This window comes from Actinomadura formosensis NBRC 14204 (assembly GCF_001552155.1).
Classification (GTDB): Bacteria; Actinomycetota; Actinomycetes; order Streptosporangiales; family Streptosporangiaceae; genus Spirillospora; species Spirillospora formosensis.
Genome location: NZ_BCQQ01000040.1, coordinates 1 through 19,374 on the forward strand (window position 1 = coordinate 1; position 19,374 = coordinate 19,374).

General features: G+C 69.8%; 21 protein-coding genes and 1 pseudogene. 11 read left to right on the top strand and 11 right to left on the bottom strand.

What is annotated here, in order from left to right; all coding sequences use genetic code 11:
* From AF1_RS35130 to AF1_RS13210, 3 genes and pseudogenes are all read left to right on the top strand, one after another.
* Positions 1-292, top strand: a pseudogene (locus tag AF1_RS35130) (hypothetical protein); the annotation flags it as partial.
* Positions 293-586: 294 nt separating this feature from the next.
* Entirely contained in the window at positions 587-1,210 is a 624-nt protein-coding gene (gene sigM / locus AF1_RS13205; RefSeq protein ID WP_174548851.1) for an RNA polymerase sigma factor SigM, read from the top strand.
* Positions 1,207-1,980, top strand: a complete 774-nt coding sequence (locus tag AF1_RS13210; RefSeq protein WP_067797443.1) for an anti-sigma factor family protein — start codon at positions 1,207-1,209, stop codon at positions 1,978-1,980. The genes sigM and AF1_RS13210 overlap by 4 nt, the downstream gene beginning before the upstream one ends.
* A 191-nt stretch (positions 1,981-2,171) precedes the next feature.
* On the opposite strand, the gene AF1_RS37030 is transcribed toward AF1_RS13210, so the two are convergent.
* On the bottom strand, positions 2,172-2,402 hold the full coding sequence (locus tag AF1_RS37030; RefSeq protein WP_067797446.1) for a hypothetical protein: 231 nt from the start codon (positions 2,400-2,402) through the stop codon (positions 2,172-2,174).
* Positions 2,403-2,476: 74 nt separating this feature from the next.
* Complete coding sequence (locus AF1_RS13220) at positions 2,477-3,049, bottom strand: dienelactone hydrolase family protein (protein ID WP_067797448.1); 573 nt, start codon at positions 3,047-3,049, stop codon at positions 2,477-2,479.
* Between the two features lie 141 nt (positions 3,050-3,190).
* Here AF1_RS13220 and trxB point away from each other — a divergent pair, with 141 nt between their 5' ends.
* Both trxB and trxA read left to right on the top strand, forming a co-directional pair.
* On the top strand, positions 3,191-4,144 hold the full coding sequence (gene trxB, locus AF1_RS13225; protein WP_067797450.1) for a thioredoxin-disulfide reductase: 954 nt from the start codon (positions 3,191-3,193) through the stop codon (positions 4,142-4,144).
* A gap of 253 nt (positions 4,145-4,397) precedes the next feature.
* Positions 4,398-4,712, top strand: coding sequence for a thioredoxin (gene trxA / locus AF1_RS13230; RefSeq protein WP_067797453.1), 315 nt, complete (start codon positions 4,398-4,400; stop codon positions 4,710-4,712).
* 94 nt (positions 4,713-4,806) lie between these two features.
* Here trxA and AF1_RS13235 read toward each other — a convergent pair whose 3' ends face one another.
* Positions 4,807-5,424, bottom strand: a complete 618-nt coding sequence (locus AF1_RS13235) for a GCN5 family acetyltransferase (protein WP_067797455.1) — start codon at positions 5,422-5,424, stop codon at positions 4,807-4,809.
* A 263-nt stretch (positions 5,425-5,687) separates the two neighbouring features.
* Between AF1_RS13235 and AF1_RS13240 the strand changes: the two genes are divergently transcribed.
* Entirely contained in the window at positions 5,688-6,920 is a 1,233-nt protein-coding gene (locus AF1_RS13240; protein WP_174548852.1) for an aminotransferase-like domain-containing protein, read from the top strand.
* 60 nt (positions 6,921-6,980) lie between these two features.
* The gene (locus AF1_RS13245) at positions 6,981-7,922 is read left to right on the top strand and encodes a D-alanine--D-alanine ligase family protein (protein ID WP_067797463.1); all 942 of its coding nucleotides are present in this window, start codon (positions 6,981-6,983) and stop codon (positions 7,920-7,922) included.
* A gap of 661 nt (positions 7,923-8,583) precedes the next feature.
* Here AF1_RS13245 and AF1_RS13250 read toward each other — a convergent pair.
* The 3 genes from AF1_RS13250 to rsmG all read right to left on the bottom strand — a co-directional run bounded on the left by AF1_RS13250 (position 8,584) and on the right by rsmG (position 11,374).
* A complete protein-coding gene (locus tag AF1_RS13250) occupies positions 8,584-9,561 on the bottom strand; it encodes a ParB/RepB/Spo0J family partition protein (RefSeq protein WP_067797466.1) in 978 nt (325 codons plus the stop codon).
* A complete protein-coding gene (locus AF1_RS13255; protein ID WP_067797555.1) occupies positions 9,558-10,373 on the bottom strand; it encodes a ParA family protein in 816 nt (271 codons plus the stop codon). The genes AF1_RS13250 and AF1_RS13255 overlap by 4 nt, the downstream gene beginning before the upstream one ends.
* Positions 10,374-10,696: 323 nt before the next feature.
* Positions 10,697-11,374 carry a 16S rRNA (guanine(527)-N(7))-methyltransferase RsmG gene (gene rsmG, locus AF1_RS13260; protein WP_067797468.1) on the bottom strand — a complete coding sequence of 226 codons (678 nt, stop codon included), beginning with the start codon at positions 11,372-11,374 and terminating at the stop codon, positions 10,697-10,699.
* A gap of 185 nt (positions 11,375-11,559) precedes the next feature.
* Between rsmG and AF1_RS13265 the strand changes: the two genes are divergently transcribed.
* Entirely contained in the window at positions 11,560-12,024 is a 465-nt protein-coding gene (locus tag AF1_RS13265) for a DUF6458 family protein (RefSeq protein ID WP_067797470.1), read from the top strand.
* A gap of 370 nt (positions 12,025-12,394) precedes the next feature.
* On the opposite strand, the gene AF1_RS13270 is transcribed toward AF1_RS13265, so the two are convergent.
* Genes AF1_RS13270 through rpmH form a run of 5 tightly spaced genes read right to left on the bottom strand, consistent with a single transcriptional unit; the run spans position 12,395 to position 14,822 of the window.
* Entirely contained in the window at positions 12,395-12,880 is a 486-nt protein-coding gene (locus AF1_RS13270; RefSeq protein WP_067797558.1) for a Jag family protein, read from the bottom strand.
* 37 nt (positions 12,881-12,917) lie between these two features.
* Positions 12,918-13,907 carry a membrane protein insertase YidC gene (gene yidC, locus AF1_RS13275; RefSeq protein ID WP_067797471.1) on the bottom strand — a complete coding sequence of 330 codons (990 nt, stop codon included), beginning with the start codon at positions 13,905-13,907 and terminating at the stop codon, positions 12,918-12,920.
* Complete coding sequence (gene yidD / locus AF1_RS13280) at positions 13,900-14,307, bottom strand: membrane protein insertion efficiency factor YidD (protein WP_067797473.1); 408 nt, start codon at positions 14,305-14,307, stop codon at positions 13,900-13,902. The genes yidC and yidD overlap by 8 nt, the downstream gene beginning before the upstream one ends.
* Positions 14,304-14,672: a ribonuclease P protein component gene (gene rnpA, locus AF1_RS13285; protein WP_067797476.1), complete on the bottom strand. Its 369-nt coding sequence runs from the start codon at positions 14,670-14,672 to the stop codon at positions 14,304-14,306. The genes yidD and rnpA overlap by 4 nt, the downstream gene beginning before the upstream one ends.
* 12 nt (positions 14,673-14,684) lie before the next feature.
* Complete coding sequence (gene rpmH, locus AF1_RS13290) at positions 14,685-14,822, bottom strand: 50S ribosomal protein L34 (protein ID WP_067797480.1); 138 nt, start codon at positions 14,820-14,822, stop codon at positions 14,685-14,687.
* Positions 14,823-15,069: 247 nt separating this feature from the next.
* Between rpmH and AF1_RS34320 the strand changes: the two genes are divergently transcribed.
* From AF1_RS34320 to dnaN, 3 genes are all read left to right on the top strand, one after another.
* Positions 15,070-15,321: a hypothetical protein gene (locus AF1_RS34320; RefSeq protein WP_131732681.1), complete on the top strand. Its 252-nt coding sequence runs from the start codon at positions 15,070-15,072 to the stop codon at positions 15,319-15,321.
* Positions 15,322-15,434: 113 nt separating this feature from the next.
* A complete protein-coding gene (gene dnaA, locus AF1_RS13295) occupies positions 15,435-17,426 on the top strand; it encodes a chromosomal replication initiator protein DnaA (protein WP_067797484.1) in 1,992 nt (663 codons plus the stop codon).
* A 652-nt stretch (positions 17,427-18,078) separates the two neighbouring features.
* On the top strand, positions 18,079-19,221 hold the full coding sequence (dnaN, locus tag AF1_RS13300) for a DNA polymerase III subunit beta (protein WP_067797487.1): 1,143 nt from the start codon (positions 18,079-18,081) through the stop codon (positions 19,219-19,221).
* The last annotated feature ends 153 nt before the right edge of the window (positions 19,222-19,374 follow it).

The following is a 19,374-nucleotide window of genomic DNA, read 5'->3' on the forward strand; positions in this document are numbered from 1 at the left end:
AGTGACCGTCTGGACCTTCTGCAAGGCGGTCACGGTCAATGAGGTCAAGGCTCAGGTCCCCGTGGCCGCCGGGGCCACGATCCAGCTGAAGATCGGCGACACGGCCGCTCCGAACGCGATGCAGAAGGTCCAGACGGTCACTACTTCGGGGGGCAGCTTCGTCTCGTTCCAGCTCCCCAGCCCGCAGACCGCGCGATACGTGCTGCTCTGGTTCACCAGGATCTCCAACGGTTCGGACGGGCAGTTGCGCGCCGAGGTCAGCGAGGTCTCCGTCCTCGGTTCGTCGAACTGATCCGGCTTCGCACCCGCTGCGGGCCGGCGCGCCGGCTCCGCCGCGGCAGGCCGGTTCCCGCGCGGGCGGCGGGAGCGGGATCTCGGGGCGGCCGAGGCAGTCCCGGCTACCGGGTTACATCTTCGCGGCGGTTGGGGCGACGCCGAAGCGGCTGTGACGTGGAGTCTCGCTTGTCTGTATCGTGCCTCTGAGCAGAATGTCCCCTCGCCCCCAGGAATCTGTGGTGCAAACCCCAGCAGCCGGTCGCGGACGTCCGGCACCCACAGGGCGTCCCGAAGGAGAAAGCGGTCGCTCATGGCGTCGGTGAGCATGCATCGCGTCGGCGAGGTGCCCGACAAGGAACTCCTCGCCCGCCATGCCCAAGGGGACCCGCACGCGTTCGCCGAACTGGTCCACCGGCACCGCGACCGCATGTGGGCGGTCGCGCTGCGGACGCTCGGCGATCCGGAGGAGGCGGCCGACGCGCTGCAGGACGCGTGCCTTTCGGCGTTCCGCGCCGCCGCACGGTTCCGCGGGGACGCCGCCGTCACGACCTGGCTGCACCGCATCGTGGTGAACGCGTGCCTGGACCGCGTCAGGCGCAAGTCCGTCCGGCCGGCGACGCCGATGGGCGACGACGCGACGTTCGACGCCGTCGCCCCCAGGATGCCGGACCCGACCGACGCGCACGGGGTGTCGCTCGACGTCCGCACCGCGCTCGCGGAGCTTCCGTACGAGCAGCGGGCCGCCCTCGTCCTCGTCGACATGATGGGCTACTCCGTCGACGACGCCGCCCAGGTCATGGACGTCCCACCTGGGACGATCAAGAGCCGCTGCGCGCGGGGACGGGCCCGGCTCGCCCCCCTTCTCCGCCACCACCGGAACCGACGGGATCGCAAAAACGTCGGAGGTGTGGAAGGAGGTGGCATGCCCAAGTGAACCCCGCACACTATGACTACGACGTCCTGGCCGATCTGGCCGAGGGATTGCTCGAAGACGACGAAGCCGCCTCCGTCAACGCGCACCTCGACACCTGCGCTGAATGCCGGGAGCTGTCCGCCGACCTTGCGGACGTCTCCCGGATCCTGGCGGAGGCCCCCGTCCCGTCCATGCCCGCCGAGCTGGCAGAGCGCATCGATACCGCCATCGCCGCGGAATCGTTGAACAACGCCACCGTCGTGAGCATGGAACAGCGGCGCGGAAGGCGGCATTGGCGGATACTGTCGGCGGCCGCGGCGGCGGTGATCGTCGTCGGCGGCGGCGCGGCGGTCGGCTCGACGGCATTGGACGGGGTGAGCGGCGACCACGGCAAGGCCGCGACCCCCGCACAGGACAACCCCGACCAGTCCGGTTCGGGGCACGGGATGGCGCCGAACTCCGCCCCGGCCCCGGCGGCGACCTTCACGGTCACCCGCAGCGGTGCCTCGTACCGTGCCGGGACGCTGGGCCCGCAGGTCGGCCGGATGCTGGCCGACGCGCAGGAACTCCGGGGCCGGTCCGGCTCCCCGTCCGCTCGGCTCCAGGGGTGCGTCCGCGGCGTCACCCACGGCCAGACGCCCGCCCTCGTCGATCAGGCGACCTACGAGGGGAACCCGGCGACCGTCATCGCCACCCATGGGGACGGGTCGGGCAAGTGGAACATCTGGGTCGTCGGCCCGGACTGCTCAGCCCAGAACCAGCACGTCCTGAAGAAGCTGACCAACGCCTGACACGCGGCACACCGCTCATTTCCGCTCGCAGGCCCCGGCGCCATACCGCCACGCCGCTCCGGCGGCGCAGGCGCCGGGCCCGCGGCGAGACGAACACTCCCCGGGTCGCGAAACCCCACGGCCGACGCCGATCCCCCGCTCATCGACCCCGTACGGCCGACGATAAGACCGAGTCGAGAAGACCGGCGCCATCACCCAAGCGCACTCACCGGCGCCGGGCGCGCTCGGCCGTGCTGGGCAGCGAGGAAGACGCGTTGGAAGGCCGAGCGCCTGGTCTGGGTGCCCGCGTCCCTGGTGAAGGGCTTGGAGTTCGAGACGGTCGTCGTGACCGAACCGCCCACATCGTCCGCGGCGAACCGCGCGGACTGCACCGGCTGTACACCGTGCTCACCCGCGCCGTCAGCGCGCTGCAGATCGTCCATGCCGAGCCGCTCCCCCCACCGCCGAGCGGAGGGTGACGTGCCATCGGCGAACCTGGGCGACAGTGACGCCGCCCTTAGAGGGAGTCGAGGAAGGCGAGGGCGGTCGTCCAGGCGCGTTCGGCGGCGTCGGCGTCGTAGTCGGGCAGGTCGGGGTCGGTGAACAGGTGGCCGGCACCCCGGTAGCGGAAGACCTCGACGTCCGCGCCGGCATTGCGCATCCGCAGGTACCACGCGTTCAGCCAGTCGACGGGCTCCCAGGTGTCGGGGTCGGCGACGTGCAGCTGCACCGGGATTTCGGTGGACGCGTCGTCCGCCATGTCGGACGTGCCGTGCATCAGCAGCAGCCCGGCGGCCTTGTCGTCGGCCAGCGCGAGGTTCTGCGCGATGGAACCGCCGAGCGAGAACCCCGCGTACACGAGCCCGCCGTCGCCCGTCAGGGGGGCGGCGGCCGTGACGGCGCGGCGCAGCAGCTCGTCCCGGCCGATCTCGTCCTTGATCTCGATGCCCGCCTCGGGCGTGTCGACCACCCGCCCGTCGTACAGGTCGGGGACGTGGACCTCGTGGCCTGCCGCGCGAAGCCGGTCCGCCGCCTGGTGCACCGCCGGGCGCAGCCCGTACATCGAGTGGAGGAGCAGAATGCGTGCCATGTCCCACACCCTAGAGGGGTAGACCTGGGGGACGGCCGGTCGCGCGTGTCCCGGGGAATCATCCGGGCCTAGGATCGGTTGACGCGACTGGCAGGCCGAATCGTGCGGCCACCGGCGGCCAACGAGGAGAGGCACAGAACAGTGAGCGACGTCCGCAACGTCATCGTCATCGGGTCCGGGCCCGCGGGTTACACGGCCGCGGTCTACGCGGCTCGCGGTGACCTGAAGCCGCTGGTGTTCGAGGGGTCGGTGACGGCCGGGGGTGCGCTGATGAACACCACCGACGTGGAGAACTTCCCCGGGTTCCCGGACGGGATCATGGGGCCGGACCTGATGGACAACATGCGCAAGCAGGCCGAACGGTTCGGCGCCGAGCTGATCACCGACGACGTCACCGAGGTCGACCTCACCGCCGACCCGAAGGTCGTCAAGGCGGGTGACGACACCTATCTCGCCAAGACCGTCATCATCGCGACCGGCTCCGGGTACCGGGAGCTCGGCCTGCCGGACGAGAAGCGGCTGTCGGGACGCGGCGTGTCGTGGTGCGCGACCTGCGACGGGTTCTTCTTCCGCGAGCAGGACATCGCGGTCGTCGGCGGCGGCGACACCTCGATGGAGGAGGCGATCTTCCTGACGAAGTTCGCCCGCTCGGTCACGGTGATCCACCGGCGGGACGAGCTGCGCGCCTCCAAGATCATGCAGGACCGCGCGTTCGCCAACGAGAAGATCAAGTTCCTGTGGGACAGCGAGGTCACGTCCATTCAGGGCGACGACCGGGTGACGGGCGTGACCGTCCGGAACACCAAGACCGGTGCCGAGTCCTCACTGGAGATCACCGGGCTGTTCATCGCGATCGGCCACGACCCGCGCAGCGAGCTGTTCGCCGGCCAGCTGGAGACCGACGCCGACGGCTACCTGATCGTCGACGCCCCGAGCACCCGGACCAAGCTCCCCGGCGTGTTCGCCTGCGGCGACGTCGTCGACCACATCTACCGGCAGGCCATCACCGCCGCGGGCAGCGGCTGCTCGGCCGCCATCGACGCCGAGCGCTGGCTCCAGGACCACAACGCCGCCGAAACCGTCCCGCAGGCCTGACCGCCGCGAGCGGCGTCCACGGCCCGCATCCCGCCGATCCGCGGATCGGCCGCCACCCTCCGCCGGCCGGTCGCCGCGCGGCGACCGGCGGGCCGAGCGATCAAGTCGGCGTCGCCCCGCGGATGATCTCGTCGTCCGCGCCGCGGGAGCGACACACGAGGTGGCCGTTGCGCGGCGGGCGGCGGACACGTAGGAACGAACGACGGTATCGGGTGAAAGAGCGCCCCGGCCGAGTGAGAACAGAAGGAGAACCATGAAAGCCGTGACCGACGCCGACTTCGTGTCCGAGGTCCTCGACAGCGACAAGCCCGTCCTGGTCGACTTCTGGGCCGAGTGGTGCGGCCCGTGCCGGATGGTGGCGCCGATCCTGGAGGAGATCGCCAAGGAGCACGGCGACAAGATCGACATCGTGAAGCTGAACATCGACCAGAACCCGGTGGTGCCGCAGAAGTACGGCATCATGCAGATCCCGACGATGAACGTCTACAAGGGCGGAGAGGTCGTCAAGCAGATCATGGGCGCCAAGCCGAAGGCCGCCCTGCTGCGGGATCTCGCCGAGTTCATCTGATCCGCCTCCCGTCTCCCGCGGCGAGCGCGAAAGCGTGTGGCCCGCACTCCGGAATGGAGTGCGGGCCACACGCGTCATACCGCCTCAGAACGTCTCAGACGGGTCGTAGCGCCCCTTCCGGGGTCATGGACCCCAGCAGCCGCTCCAGGGCCACCTCGACGTCCTCACGCCACGACAGGGCCGACTTCAGTTCCAGCCGCAGCCGCGGATACCGGTGATGCGGCCGGACGGTCTTGAACCCCACCGACAGCAGATAGTCGGCGGGCACCATGCATCCGCCCTCTTCGTCCTTCAGGTCGCCGAACGCCTCGATCGCCTTCACCGCGCGGCGCGTCAGGTCTTTCGCGACGCCCTGGACGAGCATGCGGCCGAGCCCGCCGCCCGCGAACTCCGGCAGGATGTGCGCGGTCATCAGCAGCACCGCGTCCGCGCTGACCGGGCTCGTCGGGAACGCCACCGAACGCGGCACGTACAGCGGCGGCGCGTACATCACGAATCCCGCCGGGACATTGTCCACATAGGCGATCTTGCCGCAGCTGCCCCATTCGAGCAGCGTCGAGGAGATCCACGCCTCCTTCTCCAGACCCGGGTCGCCGCTCTCCAGCGCCCGGTCGCGGCTCACGGGGTCCAGCTCCCAGAACACGCAGCCGCGGCAGCGGTGCGGCAGATCATCGAGATTGTCCAGCGTGATGTTGACGAGACGACGCGACACCGGGCCGGCACCCCCTGCCTCGATCCTCGCCCGCCGGGCCTGGAACCCGTGCCGGCGGAAGTCCCGGCAACCGACCGGGCCCCGCAGGCATCGTATCGGACAGGAGTTTCTCCGGGCGGCACGGCGCGCCCCACCCGGGGGGTTCCGCCGCAGAGCTCATGTCGTACTTTGCAGGGAAGCCCATTTCACCTCGGAGGTGCCACGTGGAACAGCACTCGCGTACGGACGTCTACGCCGATCGCTACGCCGCCCGCGCCGCCGGCATGGTGCCGTCCGAGATCCGGGCGCTGTTCGCAATGGCCGCCCGGCCCGAGGTCGTCTCGCTCGCGGGCGGCATGCCCAACGTCTCGGCGCTCCCCCTCGACGCCGTCGGCCAGATGATCGGCGACCTCGTGGCGGGCAGGGGCGCCGAGGCACTGCAGTACGGCTCCGCGCAGGGGGACGGGCAGCTCCGCGAGCACATCTGCGAGGTGATGGCCCTCGAAGGCGTCCACGCCTCGCCGGACGACGTGGTCGTCACCGTCGGCGCGCAGCAGGCACTCGACCTCATCACCAAGATCTTCGTGGACCCGGGGGACGTCGTCCTCGCCGAGGCGCCGTCCTACGTCGGCGCGCTCGGCACGTTCGCGTCCTACCAGGCCGACGTCGTGCATGTGCCGCTGGACGAGGGCGGGCTCATCCCGTCCGCGCTCCGCGAGACGCTCTCCTCGCTCCGCCGGCAGGGGCGCAGCGTCAAGTTCCTCTACTCGGTCCCGACGTTCCAGAACCCGGCGGGCGTCACGCTCACTCCCGCGCGCCGCGCCCAGATCCTGGAGATCTGCGCCGAGTACGACGTCCTGATCGTCGAGGACAACCCGTACGGGCTTCTCGGTTTCGACGGCGAGCCCATGCGGGCCATGCGCGCGGACGACGCCGAGCGCGTCATCTACCTCGGCTCGTTCTCCAAGACGATCGCGTCCGGGCTCCGCGTCGGCTGGGTGCTCGCACCGCACGCGGTGCGGGCCAAGCTCGTCCTGGCCGCCGAGTCGGCGATCCTGTGCCCGTCGAACTTCTCGCAGCTCGCCGTCCGCGAGTACCTCGCCACGCAGCCGTGGCGGGAGCAGATCAAGAACTTCCGCGAGCTGTACCGGACCCGCCGTGACGCGATGCTGGAGTCCCTTGACCAGCTGATGCCGGACGGTTGCACGTGGACGCGTCCCGCCGGCGGTTTCTTTGTCTGGCTCACACTTCCCGAGGGGCTCGACTCGAAGGCGATGGCACCGCGCGCGATCGCCGAACGCGTCGCCTACGTCCCCGGCACCGGCTTCTACGCGGACGGCACCGGACACCGGCACATGCGTCTGTCGTACTGCTTCCCCGAGCCGCACCGGATCCGCGAGGGCGTCCGGCGGCTCGCGACGGTGGTCGAGCAGGAGATCCGGCTGCGGGACATGTTCGGCGGCGCGATCGGCGGCGCCTCCACGGGCGTCCAGGCTCCGGGGCCGGACGTCGTCTGAATGTTTCACGTGAAACGCGCGTCGGCCGACGCGCGCGACATCCTTGGAGAGGCACCTGCGTTGGAACTCGGACATGTCATCGTCCTCGCCGGAGGACTGTCCTACGAGCGCGAGGTGTCGCTCCGGTCCGGGCGGCGCGTCACCGACGCGCTGCGCGCCCGCGACATCCCGGTCGAGCTGCGCGACGCCGACGCGACACTTCTGGACTCGCTGACCGACGACCCGCCGGACGTCGTGTTCCCCGTCCTGCACGGCGCCGCGGGGGAGGACGGGGCAATCCGCGACGTCCTCGAACTCCTGGACGTGCCCTATGTCGGCGCCCGCCCGGACGCATGTCGCGTCGCGTGGGACAAGCCGACCGCCAAGTCCGTCGTCCGCCGTGCGGGCCTCCGCACGCCCGAGTCGGTCGCCCTCCCGAAGGAGGTCTTCCACGACCTCGGCGCCGCGTCCGTCCTCGACAAGATCGTCCGCGCTCTCGGCCTGCCGCTGTTCGTCAAGCCGACCCGTGGCGGCTCGGCCCTGGGCGCCTCCGCCGTCCATGAGGCGTCCGAGTTGTCCGCCGCGATGGTCGGCTGCTTCGCCTACGGCGACGCGGCACTCGTCGAGCGGTACATCTCGGGGATCGAAGTGTCCGTCAGCGTCATCGAACGCGACGGCGTACCCACGGCGCTTCCCGCCGTGGAGATCGTCGCCCCCGGCGGCCTCTACGACTACACGGCGCGCTACGACGCCGGCGACACCGAGTTCATCACCCCGGCCCGCCTCACCCCCGACGCGACGGCCCGCGCCACGTCCGCCGCCGTCACCGCCCACCGCGCCCTGGGCCTCCGCGACCTCTCCCGGACCGACCTCATCGTCTCCCCTGACGGCGAGGTCCACTTCCTGGAGGTGAACGTCGCCCCCGGCATGACCGAGACAAGCCTCCTCCCCCGCGCCGTCAGCGTCGCCGACCTGGACCTGGGCGAGGTCTGCGAGTCCCTTCTCCAGGCCCGCGTCTCCTAGAGTCATGATCACTGGGTGGCGAGGTCTCCGGTGTTGGAGGTCCAGCCGCCATGCCACGGCGCCTCCCCTGCCGGGGGCGCCCGGCATGAAGACGAGCGCCGCCGTGCTCCTCGCCCCGGCGTCTTCAATGGCCGGGAAGCTCGCCGATCACCGCACCTGACGGTCGGCCCACGGCGTGATGGCGGCGCCGCCCTGGGGGACGCGGCGGCTGTCGAGCACCTGGCTTCCCGGAGACCAACGATGCCGGTTGCCCAGGGGCATCGCCCGCAAGCTGCCCGGGGCGACCCGGCCGGCCGCCTCTGTTTCACGTGAAACAGAGGCGGCTCGGCTGCCCTCTCCCGCGCAGCACAAGGGCAAGCCTGCTCCAGGCACCCGCAGCTAGCGGCGGCGGATTGCATCGGACCGGACGGCGTTTCACGTGAAACCGATGCCGGGGCGAGCGAGGAGTGGCCCCAGGGCCACCGCTCCTTCCCCGGCTCGGCAATGGGGGGTGCGTCGGCCGGGAAGGAGAGCTCCCTCTCCCGGCAGGGGAACGCGCCCCGGCCTTGGGACGACTCGACCGGCCGCCCGATGTTTCACGGGAAACATCGGGGGAGCGGACCGCACAGAGAAGCGCCCCGGAAGCCGGCCGGCTTCCGGGGCGCTCCATACGAGGCGGACGTCAGAGCTCGCCTGGCCCCTCATCCGGGGCCATCGACTTGATGATGCGATCCAGATCTTCGAGCGTGGCGAACTCCACCACGATCTTGCCCTTGTTGCGGCCCATGTCGACGCGGACCCTCGTGTCGTACCGGTCGGAAAGGCGCTCGGCCAGTGCCTGGAGGCCCGGGGCGACCGGCTGCTTACGGCGGCCCTGCCGGGGCGCCTTGGGCTCGTCCTCGACCTCGCGGAGCGCGATCATCTCTTCGAGGGCACGGACGGAAAGGCCCTCCTGGACGATCCGCTGCGCCAGATGCTCCTGAGCCTCGACGCTGTCGAGGGAGAGGAGGGCGCGGGCGTGACCGGCGGACAGTACGCCGGCGGCCACCCGTCGCTGGACGGCGGGCGGCAGGTTCAGCAGCCGGAGCGTGTTCGTGATGTGCGGACGCGACCGGCCGATGCGTGCGGCGAGTTGCTCGTGGGTGGCGCCGAAGTCCTGCAGCAACTGCTGGTACGCGGCCGCCTCCTCCAGCGGGTTGAGCTGCTGGCGGTGGAGGTTCTCCATGAGCGCGTCACGGAGCAGATCGTTGTCGCCGGTGTCCCGGACGATCGCCGGAATGACCCCCAGGCCGGCCATCTTGGACGCGCGCAAGCGGCGTTCGCCCATGATCAGCTCGTAGTCGTGCTCACCCGACGCGGACTTGCGGACGACGATCGGCTGCAGAAGGCCGACGATGGCGATCGAGTCCGCGAGCTCCTGGAGCGCCTCGTCGTCGAAGTGCTCGCGCGGCTGCCGCGGGTTGACCGTGATGGAGCCGACGGGCAGCTCCGCGAAGTGGGCGCCGGCCACCGGTTCGGGGGCGGCGGTGCCGTTCGATACGGGGCCGCCCGGGAATCCGGGCTCGCGTGCGCCGCCCGGTTCGTCCGGGGCAGGGGAGGGCGGGGCGGTGGGGATGAGGGCGCCGAGCCCCTTGCCCAGACCGCGTCGCTGCTGGCTCACTGAACAGTTCCTCCGTGCGCCATTTCCGAGGCGGCTTCCCTGTAGGCGAGCGCGCCACTCGAACCGGGGTCGTAGGTGATCACGGACTGCCCGTAGCTCGGGGCCTCGGACACCCGGACACTGCGGGGGATCACCGTGTTCAGGACGACGTCCCCGAAGTGGCTCCGGACGTCCTCGGCGACCTGCGCGGCAAGGCGCGTCCGAGCGTCGTACATCGTGAGCAGGATCGTGGACACCTTCAGTTTCGGGTTGAGGTGCGCCTTGACGAGGTCGACGGTGCGGATCAGCTGCCCGAGCCCCTCCAGCGCGTAGTACTCGCACTGGATCGGGATGAGGAGTTCGTCCCCGCCGACGAGGGCGTTCACCGTGAGCAGGCCGAGCGACGGGGGGCAGTCGATCAGCACGTAGTCGAACTTCTCGATCTCGTAGGAGTCGAGTGCCCGCCGCAGCCGCGACTCGCGGGCCACCTTGGAGACGAGTTCGATCTCGGCGCCGGCGAGGTTGAGGGTCGCGGGCGCGCAGTACAGGTTGGGGATCTCCGGCGCCGGGACGACGATGTCGCCGAGCGGCATGTCCTCGATCAGCACCTCGTAGATCGACGGGACCTCCGCGTGGTGCTCGACGCCGAGCGCCGTGGACGCGTTGCCCTGCGGGTCGAGGTCGACCACGAGGACCTGTGCCCCGTGCAGGGCGAGGGACGCGGCGAGATTCACCGAGCTGGTGGTCTTGCCCACGCCGCCCTTCTGGTTGGCGATGGTGATGACGCGGCACTTGTCCGGCCGCGGCCACTCCCGGTCCCCTCGGCCCGGCACCGTCCTGACTCCGGTGGCCGATGTTTCATGTGAAACCTTGGCGTCCTTGAGCGCCTCGCGCACGAGTTCCGACTCCCCCTGTTTGCGTCCCTTGCGCGGTTCCGGCGGCTGTGCCCCGGTGTTCGTCGGTACGTATCCGACATTCTCCGCGGTACCGGACGTCGTGTTCCCCCACATCGCGTGCCCGGAAGGCATCGTCCCCTGGCCCGCACTCCCCTGCGTCCCACCGGCGGACGGCGGCTGCGCGTTCTCGTCCCTGCCGGACGGCTGCTCGTCGGGGGTTTCGGCGGCGCGGTCAGGCCGGCCCAGTCCTGGTCCCGTGCTCATGAAGACCTCTTCCTCGACCCTCTGGCACGCCGGGGCGCGCGCTGTCGTCGTTCGACAACCTCTCCTCGGCCGGCGACCACACGGACGAGTGTTGTCGGCGGATCGACCATACCGCGCCCAACTTGCAGCAGTTCCGCGGAGCGCGCCCCGAACCGCTTCAGGACGGGCTCCGCCTCGTCCAGTTCCACCTGGGCACGCTCCCCTTTGAGCGCGAGGAGTTCGCCGCCCGGACGCAGCAGCGGCAGGGCCCACTTCGCGAGGCGTTCGAGAGGTGCGACGGCCCGCGCGGTGACCACGTCCACCGAGAACTCCTTCGCCACCTCCTCGGCACGGGCACGGCGCACCTCGACGTTCCGCAGGCCGAGCATCCCGACGCACTCGTCCAGGAAGGCGGTGCGTCGCAGCAGCGGTTCGAGCAGGGTGACCCGCAGGTCGGGCCGGACGATCGCGAGGACGATGCCGGGGAGTCCCGCGCCCGAGCCGATGTCCACGACGTGCGCGTCCGCCGGGACGGCCTCGGACACCACCGCACAGTTGATCAGGTGGCGTTCCCAGAGCCGGTCGACCTCGCGGGGCCCGATGAGCCCCCGTTCGACCCCGGCCTCCGCCAGGAACGCCGCGTACCGCTCCGCGATCGGCAGCGCGTCACCGAATACCTCACGTGCTATCCCCACCAGACGAATCGTTCCACATGAACGGGCGGCGCCGTACACGCGGAACGTCCCCGCGCAGCGTCCGGGTCCCGGGGGTGGATGACCCTTGCGTTATGGCAAGAACCACATGACCCCCTGCATATTCGTGATCGGGCGGGTAGGGGTGCGGTGTCGCCCGACCGTCCCCCCGGAAGGAGCTCCGACACATGGGAATCGGAGTCAGTCTCGCATTCATCGCCGTGGGCGCGATCCTCGCGTTCGCCCTACGCGTCGACCTCAGTGGTATCGACATTCACCTGGTCGGCTGGATCCTGATCCTGGTGGGGCTTGTCAGCATGGGCTTCACCCTCAAGTACACGCGGCCCCGGCGCCGTGCCGGCCGAATCGTCGGCGTCGACCCCGCCTACGGGGATGAGCCGGGCACCATCGTCCGCGAGGAGCACATCATCGAGGAGCCCGCGCCCATGGGCCGGCCGGCCGAGCGTGTCGAACGTGTGATCGAGCATCCGGCGGACGAGGGTGTGACGCACGGGCACCTCGCGCAGGACCCGGCGTACGCCCAGGACCCCGCGCACGCACAGGATCCGGCGGAGGAGAACAGGCCGTCCGTCGTCGGCTCCGGCGATCGCATTCCGGAGCGCCGCAGATGGCGGCGTACCGCCCGCAGGTGATCACACGGACACGGATGCCTGCTCGGTGTGCCTGGGCGGCGGTGCACACCGAGCAACCGGGCCCCGCGCCGATCAAGGCGCGGGGCCCTTTCCGTCTCCGGAGGGGGTTGTCCACAGTTGCCCGTTCGTCTTCCCCTGAGCATGTGGGGGCTTGACCCTGGAGGTAAGCGGTCCGCCCCCGGGCGGGAGGGGCCTGCTTTTCAACGGGCGGCTCTTCCACGGCCCGGCGAACGTCTTCCGCGGCCCGGCGAAGGTTTTCCGCGGCCATGCGAATGGCCCCGGTGCGGGTGTGCACCGGGGCCATTCGGAGGTTCGGACGGGACGTCCCCTGTGGAGGGCTCGTCCACGCTCAACGCGACGAGAACGAACGTCAGGCGGGGTAGACGACGACGTAGCGGTCGGGTTCTTCGCCCTCGGACTCGCTGCGGAGACCGGCGGCGGCCACCGCATCGTGGACGATCTTGCGTTCGAACGGCGTCATCGGGGCGAGCGGCTTCGGCTCGCCGGCCTGCTTGACCTCGTCGGCGACGTCCGTGCCGAGCTTGGTGAGTTCGGCGCGGCGGCGCTCGCGGTAGCCGCCGATGTCGAGCATGAGGCGGGTCCGGTCGCCGGTCTGCCGGTGGACGGCCAGCCGGGTCAGTTCCTGCAGCGCCTCCAGCACCTCGCCGCGCTTGCCGACCAGTTCGTCCAGGGAGGCACCGACGACGGCGACGATGGCGCGCTCGCCCTCGACGTCCATGTCGATGTCGCCGTCAAAGTCACCGATGTCCAGCAGACCCTCGATGTAGTCGGCGGCGATCTCGCCTTCCTGTTCGAGCGCCTGGACGTCGACCTCGGTCGTGTCGGTCTGGCTCAACGGGGTCTCCTTCTCCGGCACATGCTCGGGATTCAAACTAGCGCTTCTGGGTGCCGCTGCGCTTGCTGCGCGGCTTGCGGGTCGGCTGGTTGCGCGCGGCCTTCGGCTTGGCCTCGGCCTCGGGCTCGGGGACCGGCTCCGCTTCCTTCTTCAGCTTCGCCTTCATGCCAGAGGGGGACTGGCCGTTCTTGGACAGCGCCGCCTTCGCACCGCCCGCCTTGGCGCCGACCTTGGCGGTGGTGGTCGGTGCGGCCTCGCCGTTCGTGCCGGGCGGCGGGTACTTCTTGTAGATGTAGTGCTGCTGCGCCAGCGTCCAGCTGTTGGACGTGACCCAGTACATGAGGACGCCCAGGGGGAAACCGAGGCCGAACAGGCCGAACAGCGGCGCGAGGAAGACCATCATCTTCTGCGCCTGCATCATCGGGTTGGCGTCGTCGGTGACGGGCTGCCGCTTCATGCTGGCCCGGACGGTGAAGAACGTCGTGATGGAGCTGATCACGACGGCGATGCCGGTGACGACGATCGCGCTCCAGACCTTGGGGTTGGCGCCCCAGGCGTTCAGGAACGTGTCCGGGATGTGGGCGCCGAAGATGTTGGCGTTCTGGGCGCTCTGCACCAGATCCCACTTCATCGCGAAGACGTCGTGGCCTTCCTCGGCGTCCGAGATCCGCTTGAGGGTCTGGAACAGCCCGATGAAGATCGGCATCTGCACCAGGAGCGGCAGGCAGCCCGACAGCGGGTTGGCGCCGTTCTCCTGGTAGAGCTTCATGACCTCCTGGTTGAGGCGCTGCTTGTCGTTCTTGTACTTCTTGCGCAGCGCCTGGACCTTGGGGTTCAGCTCCTGCATCTTCCGCGAGGCGTGAATCTGCTTCACGAAGAGCGGAACGAGCAGAAGCCGCAGCAGGACGGTCAGCAGGATGATGGAGCCACCCCAGGCCCATCCGCTGTCCTCGGGGACGACGACGCTCAGCCCCGTGTGAATCCACACGATGAGCTGAGAGACGATCTCGTACAACCAATCAAGCACCGGGCAGCTCCTTGGACTCTGCTAGGGCGTGGCCGCTCTCCTCGCGGCCGGAGTTCGAGGACGCCGCGGATCGCCGCTGAGGGGGCGTCCCCTCAGCTCCCCCGGAGAAGCCCGCCGCGGCGGGCTTCTTCGGCGGCACCGGGTCGTAACCCCCGGGATGGAAGGGATGGCACCGCGCGATCCGGCGGGCCGTCAGCCATGTGCCGCGCGGCGCCCCGTGCACCTGGAGCGCCTCCAGGCCGTAGGCGCTGCAGGTCGGGTGGAAACGGCACTGCTGCCCGAGCAGGGGACTCAAGAAGCGGCGATAGGCGCGGATGAGAAGGATCAGCACGGCCGCGACGGGACCTGGGCGGCCCGTCCTGTGCTGCGCGGGGGACTGCGCCCCCTGCCGACTTCTCATCTTCGCCCCTTGGACGCGGGCCGCAGCAGCCGGTCGAGTGCCGACTCCAGATCCGCGGCCAGTTCGTCTGGACGCGCTTCACCCGCGCGGGGATTGGCGCGCACTACGAGCAGGCTACCCGCTGGGAGCCGGTCGAGGTGCGGGCGCACCAGGTGGCGGAGCCGGCGCCGCACCCTGTTGCGGACGACGGCGTTGCCGACGGGACGCGCCACGATGAACCCGACCAGCGGCGGCGCGGCCGCCGCGGGGGGCTCGTCCGGGTGAAGCAGGTGAACCACGACGGTTGGCCGTCCGGTGCGGCGACCGCGCCGGACGGCCAGCGTGAAGTCGTCCCGCCGCCGCATCCGGTTACCGGACGGCAGCACGGTGCGGGAGGCTCAGACCGCGATGCGGGTGCGGCCCTTGGTGCGCCGGTTGGCCAGGATCGCGCGGCCGGCACGTGTGCGCATGCGCAGCCGGAAGCCGTGCTTCTTGTGGCGACGACGGTTGTTCGGCTGGAAAGTACGCTTGCTCACTTGGGGCTCCAGTGCTGCGGTCGGTTCGTCTTCAGGCGTCAGGCTCGAAAGCTCGCATCGAGGTCCGCGTCCGGTCCCCCGCAGCGGGGGCCCACCCGGACTCGCCTGAGGGGCTGCCGGCGGGCACGCGGCATCTCCGTCGATGCGACTCGACCTCAGCACGTTACGGGCTCCCCGGGTACCCGGTCAAACGGAGGCCCCCACCGCCGCCGGGCCGGAGAAGCACGCCTGTGGACGGAGCCGGTTCGTGTTGCGGGTGATGGCGGCAGCGATTAAGGTCGTCTGGGCGAGCCGACGCTCCTTCGACCGATTCGACGACTTCGACGACCTGATGTCGGCACTCCGCCCCCTCAAGCCCCCCGTTCCAGAGCGCCCCAGTACCGGCCGAGAAAAGGCCGGGGTCTTCCCGACCTCGTTTCCAGAAACCCGCCTCACGGGTTTTACACAGGTGCCGCATGTCTATGCACAGCATGTGGACAACTCTGTGGACAACTCGTGAGAGAGTAAGTCTTCCGCGTCGCGGCGTGCCCCCTGAGGCGGGCCGTATCCCGTGGGAGAGCCGGGCAGTCAGGTACTCCGTACGGCGGAGTCGGTGGGAGGGGGACCTTGCGCATGGACGGTCAGGAGCTCGGATCGGTCTGGGCCCGCACCCTCACCAAACTGTCCGAGAGCGATCTGTCTCCGAGCTACCGCGCATGGCTGCCGATGGTCCGCCCGCTGGCGCTCGTCGAGGGGACGGCGCTGCTGGCCGCACCGAACGAGTTCGCCAAGGACGCCCTGGAGACCCGGCTCCGCAACCTCATCACGCAGGCCCTTTCCCATGAGCTGGGCAGGGAGATCCGTGTCGCGGTGACCGTCCAGCCAGAACCGCCTGGAGGGCCGGCCGCGGGACCTGGCGCAGGCCCCGGTTCGCGGTCGGGGGAGCCGCTTTCCGCGCCGGTTCCTGGGCCCGGTGCGGGGCTCGGCAGGCACGAGTCTCCTTCTTCTTATGGCGAGTCTTACGGTGAACGGCCGCATGACGACCGTGACCGGGATCGTCCCTACAACACGGACCAGTCCTACGGTGACTCGTCCTATGTGGAGAGGTCCGACCGTCCGTATCCGGAGCAGCCGTACAACGACCAGGGATACCGGCCGCAGTCGGGAGTTACCCACAGTCCCGGCCCGCCCGGAGGTTATCCACAGGCTCAGGATGATGAGCGCGGTACATATCCACCCGCGTCCCGTCCACCGTCCTATGGGTCGGGCCCCGGAGGCCGCCCGTTCGAGGGGCGCGCCTATCCCGGCTACGGGGGTCAGGAAGGTTTCGGTGGCGAGGGCCAGGGACGGCCGCCGCACTCTCATCTGAACGACCGCACGCTCGGCCCGCTGAGGGGCCGCTCAGAGCAGCAGGGTCATGAATCCCAGCACGGTGGGAATGAGCCACCGCTCGGGCACGCGGACGACTTCCAGAACGGGGAGTCCTCCTTCTCCGGTGGAGAACAGCAGTACCGCGGCGAGGGCGCCTACCGGGACGAAGAGGGCTCCGACCCCCGCGCCCCCGCCCAGGGAGCGGGCGCCTCCGAGCACGCCCGCCTCAACCCCAAGTACACGTTCGAGACGTTCGTCATCGGCTCGTCGAACCGGTTCGCGCACGCGGCGGCCGTCGCGGTCGCCGAGCAGCCGGCCAAGGCGTACAACCCGCTGTTCGTCTACGGCGACTCCGGTCTCGGCAAGACGCACCTCCTCCACGCGATCGGGCATTACGCGCAAAGCCTCTTCAATGGGGCGCGTGTGCGTTATGTGAGCTCCGAGGAGTTCACGAACGACTTCATCAACTCGATCCGGGACGGCAAGGCCGACGGGTTCCGCCGCCGCTACCGGGATGTGGACATCCTCCTCGTCGACGACATCCAGTTCCTTGAGGGCAAGGAGCAGACGCAGGAGGAGTTCTTCCACACCTTCAACACCCTGCACAACGCCAGCAAGCAGATCGTGATCTCCAGTGACCGTCCGCCCAAGGAGCTGGTCACGCTGGAGGACCGGCTGCGCAACCGGTTCGAGTGGGGGCTGACGACCGACGTCCAGCCGCCCGAGCTGGAGACGCGGATCGCGATCCTGCAGAAGAAGGCGCGCCAGGAGGGCCTCGCCGCGCCGCCGGACGTGCTGGAGTTCATCGCCTCGCAGATCGCGACGAACATCCGCGAGCTGGAGGGCGCGCTGATCCGGGTGACGGCGTTCGCGAGCCTGAACCGGCAGTCGGTGGACATGAAGCTCGCCGAGATCGTCCTCAAGGACCTGATCCCCAACGACTCCGGCCCCGAGATCACCGCCGCGATGATCATGGCGCAGACCGTCGAGTACTTCGGGACGACGATCGAGGACCTGTGCGGGCCGTCCCGGTCCCGGATGCTCGTCACCGCCCGGCAGATCGCGATGTACCTGTGCCGGGAGCTGACGGACCTGTCCCTCCCCAAGATCGGCCAGCAGTTCGGGGGGCGCGACCACACCACGGTCATGCACGCCGAACGCAAGATCCGGTCGCTGATGGCCGAGCGCCGTGCCATATACAACCAGGTCACCGAGCTGACCGGGCGCATCAAGCACCAGGTCCGCAAGCGCTGACCGGCGCTTTGTACACACTGTGGGCAGACCTATGCCAGCCCTGTGGACAAGACGCCTCCCGGTCATCCACAGCCTGTGCAAGGCAAAGAACCGACAAAATGCGCGCTTCCCCAGAGAACCGAAGCCGCTACTCACAGGTTGTGGAAAACCCTGGGGATTTTCGTGGATAACCCGGTGGACGACCGTTGGAAAAGCTGAGGATGAAGGGTGGACGGATGTGGACCGGCTGTGCACCCGTGGCGTCCTCCTGGGGAAAACCGGTGGACGACCTGGGGACGGACCTGTGGGCGGAGGCCGGTGATCATGCCCGCTCTGTACACAGGCCGCCGAACCGCGGGACATACCCGTGGACAACTCGTGGAAAACCTGGGGATGGCATGGGGATGAGGTGTGGGGACAGTTTCGCCGTCCCCAGGCGTTCCCGCTCCGTCCACCGTCCATGCACAGCCCCGGTGGATAGAGAAACGGGGTCTGACCTGCGAAAACAGGGTCTGTCCACACTATCCACCGCCCCTATTACTAGTACTGCACTACTTCTCTATCCAAGAAAAGATCCATCTCAAGTCAGGGCCTGGGGACAACGCGCCCCGAGCTCCCGGCCCCGGCCGAGATCACCGCACCCTTGTCCGACACCTGCAGGAGGCTGGTCCCTGTGAAGTTCCGCATCGACAGAGATGCCCTGGCCGACGCCGTCGCGTGGACGGCGCGCACGCTGCCCGTCCGTCCCCCGGTGCCCGTCCTCGCGGGCATGCACCTCGTCGCCGGCGGCGAGGGCAACGACGACCGGCTGAAGCTGTCCGCGTTCGACTACGAGGTCTCCGCCCAGGTGTCCACGGAGATCGACGTCGAGGAGGCCGGGACGGCGCTGGTGTCCGGGCGGCTCCTGGCCGAGATCTCGCGCAGCCTTCCCCCCCACCCCGTGGAGGTGACGACGGACGGCGCGAAGGTGATGCTCCGCTGCGGCAGCGCGAAGTTCACACTCCTCACCATGCCTGTGGAGGACTACCCGACGCTGCCGGAGATGCCGCCGGCCGCGGGCTCGGTGGGCAGTGACGAGTTCGCCGCCGCCGTCTCCCAGGTCGCGATCGCCGCGGGCAAGGACGACACGATCCCCATGCTCACCGGCGTCCGGGTGGAGATCGAGGGCGAGACGGTCACGCTGGCGTCCACCGACCGCTACCGGCTGGCCGTCCGGGAACTGCACTGGAAGCCCGAGCGTCCCGACTTCTCCTCGGTCGCGCTCGTCCCGGCGCGGACGCTCGCCGACACCGCCAAGTCGCTGACCGCCGGCGCCGAGGTGTCGATCGCGCTCGGCGGGACGGGCGGCACCGGCGAGGGCATGATCGGTTTCGAGGGCGGCGGGCGCCGCACCACGTCCCGCCTGCTGGACGGTGACTTCGTCAAGTACCGGTCGCTGCTGCCGAGCGAGTACGCCGGCCTCGCCGAGATCCAGACCGCCCCGTTCATCGAGGCCGTCAAGCGCGTCTCCCTGGTCGCCGAGCGGAACACGCCCGTCCGGCTCTCGTTCAGCCAGGGCGAGGTCGTCCTGGAGGCGGGGACCGGGGACGAGGCTCAGGCCGTGGAGGCCTTGGAGGCGTCCCTGGAGGGCGAGGACATCGACATCGCGTTCAACCCCGCGTTCCTCCTGGACGGGCTCTCAGCGATCGGCTCGGACGTGGCGCGGCTGTCGTTCACGACGCCGACGAAGCCGGCCGTCCTCACCGGGAAGCCGCCGCAGGACGGGGAGAACCCGAACTACCGTTACCTGATCATGCCCGTCCGGCTGTCCGGGTGAGGTGCGCGCTCTGGGGCATGCCCCAGGGCGCGCCGGGGACGATCACCCGTGGGGTGCCGCTCTCGTGCGGCCGCACACGCGCGCGGTCGGCCGCGTAGTAAGGCACGGGCAGTCGCGTAGTAAGGCAGTTACGCACAGGGGAGAGTGAGCTTT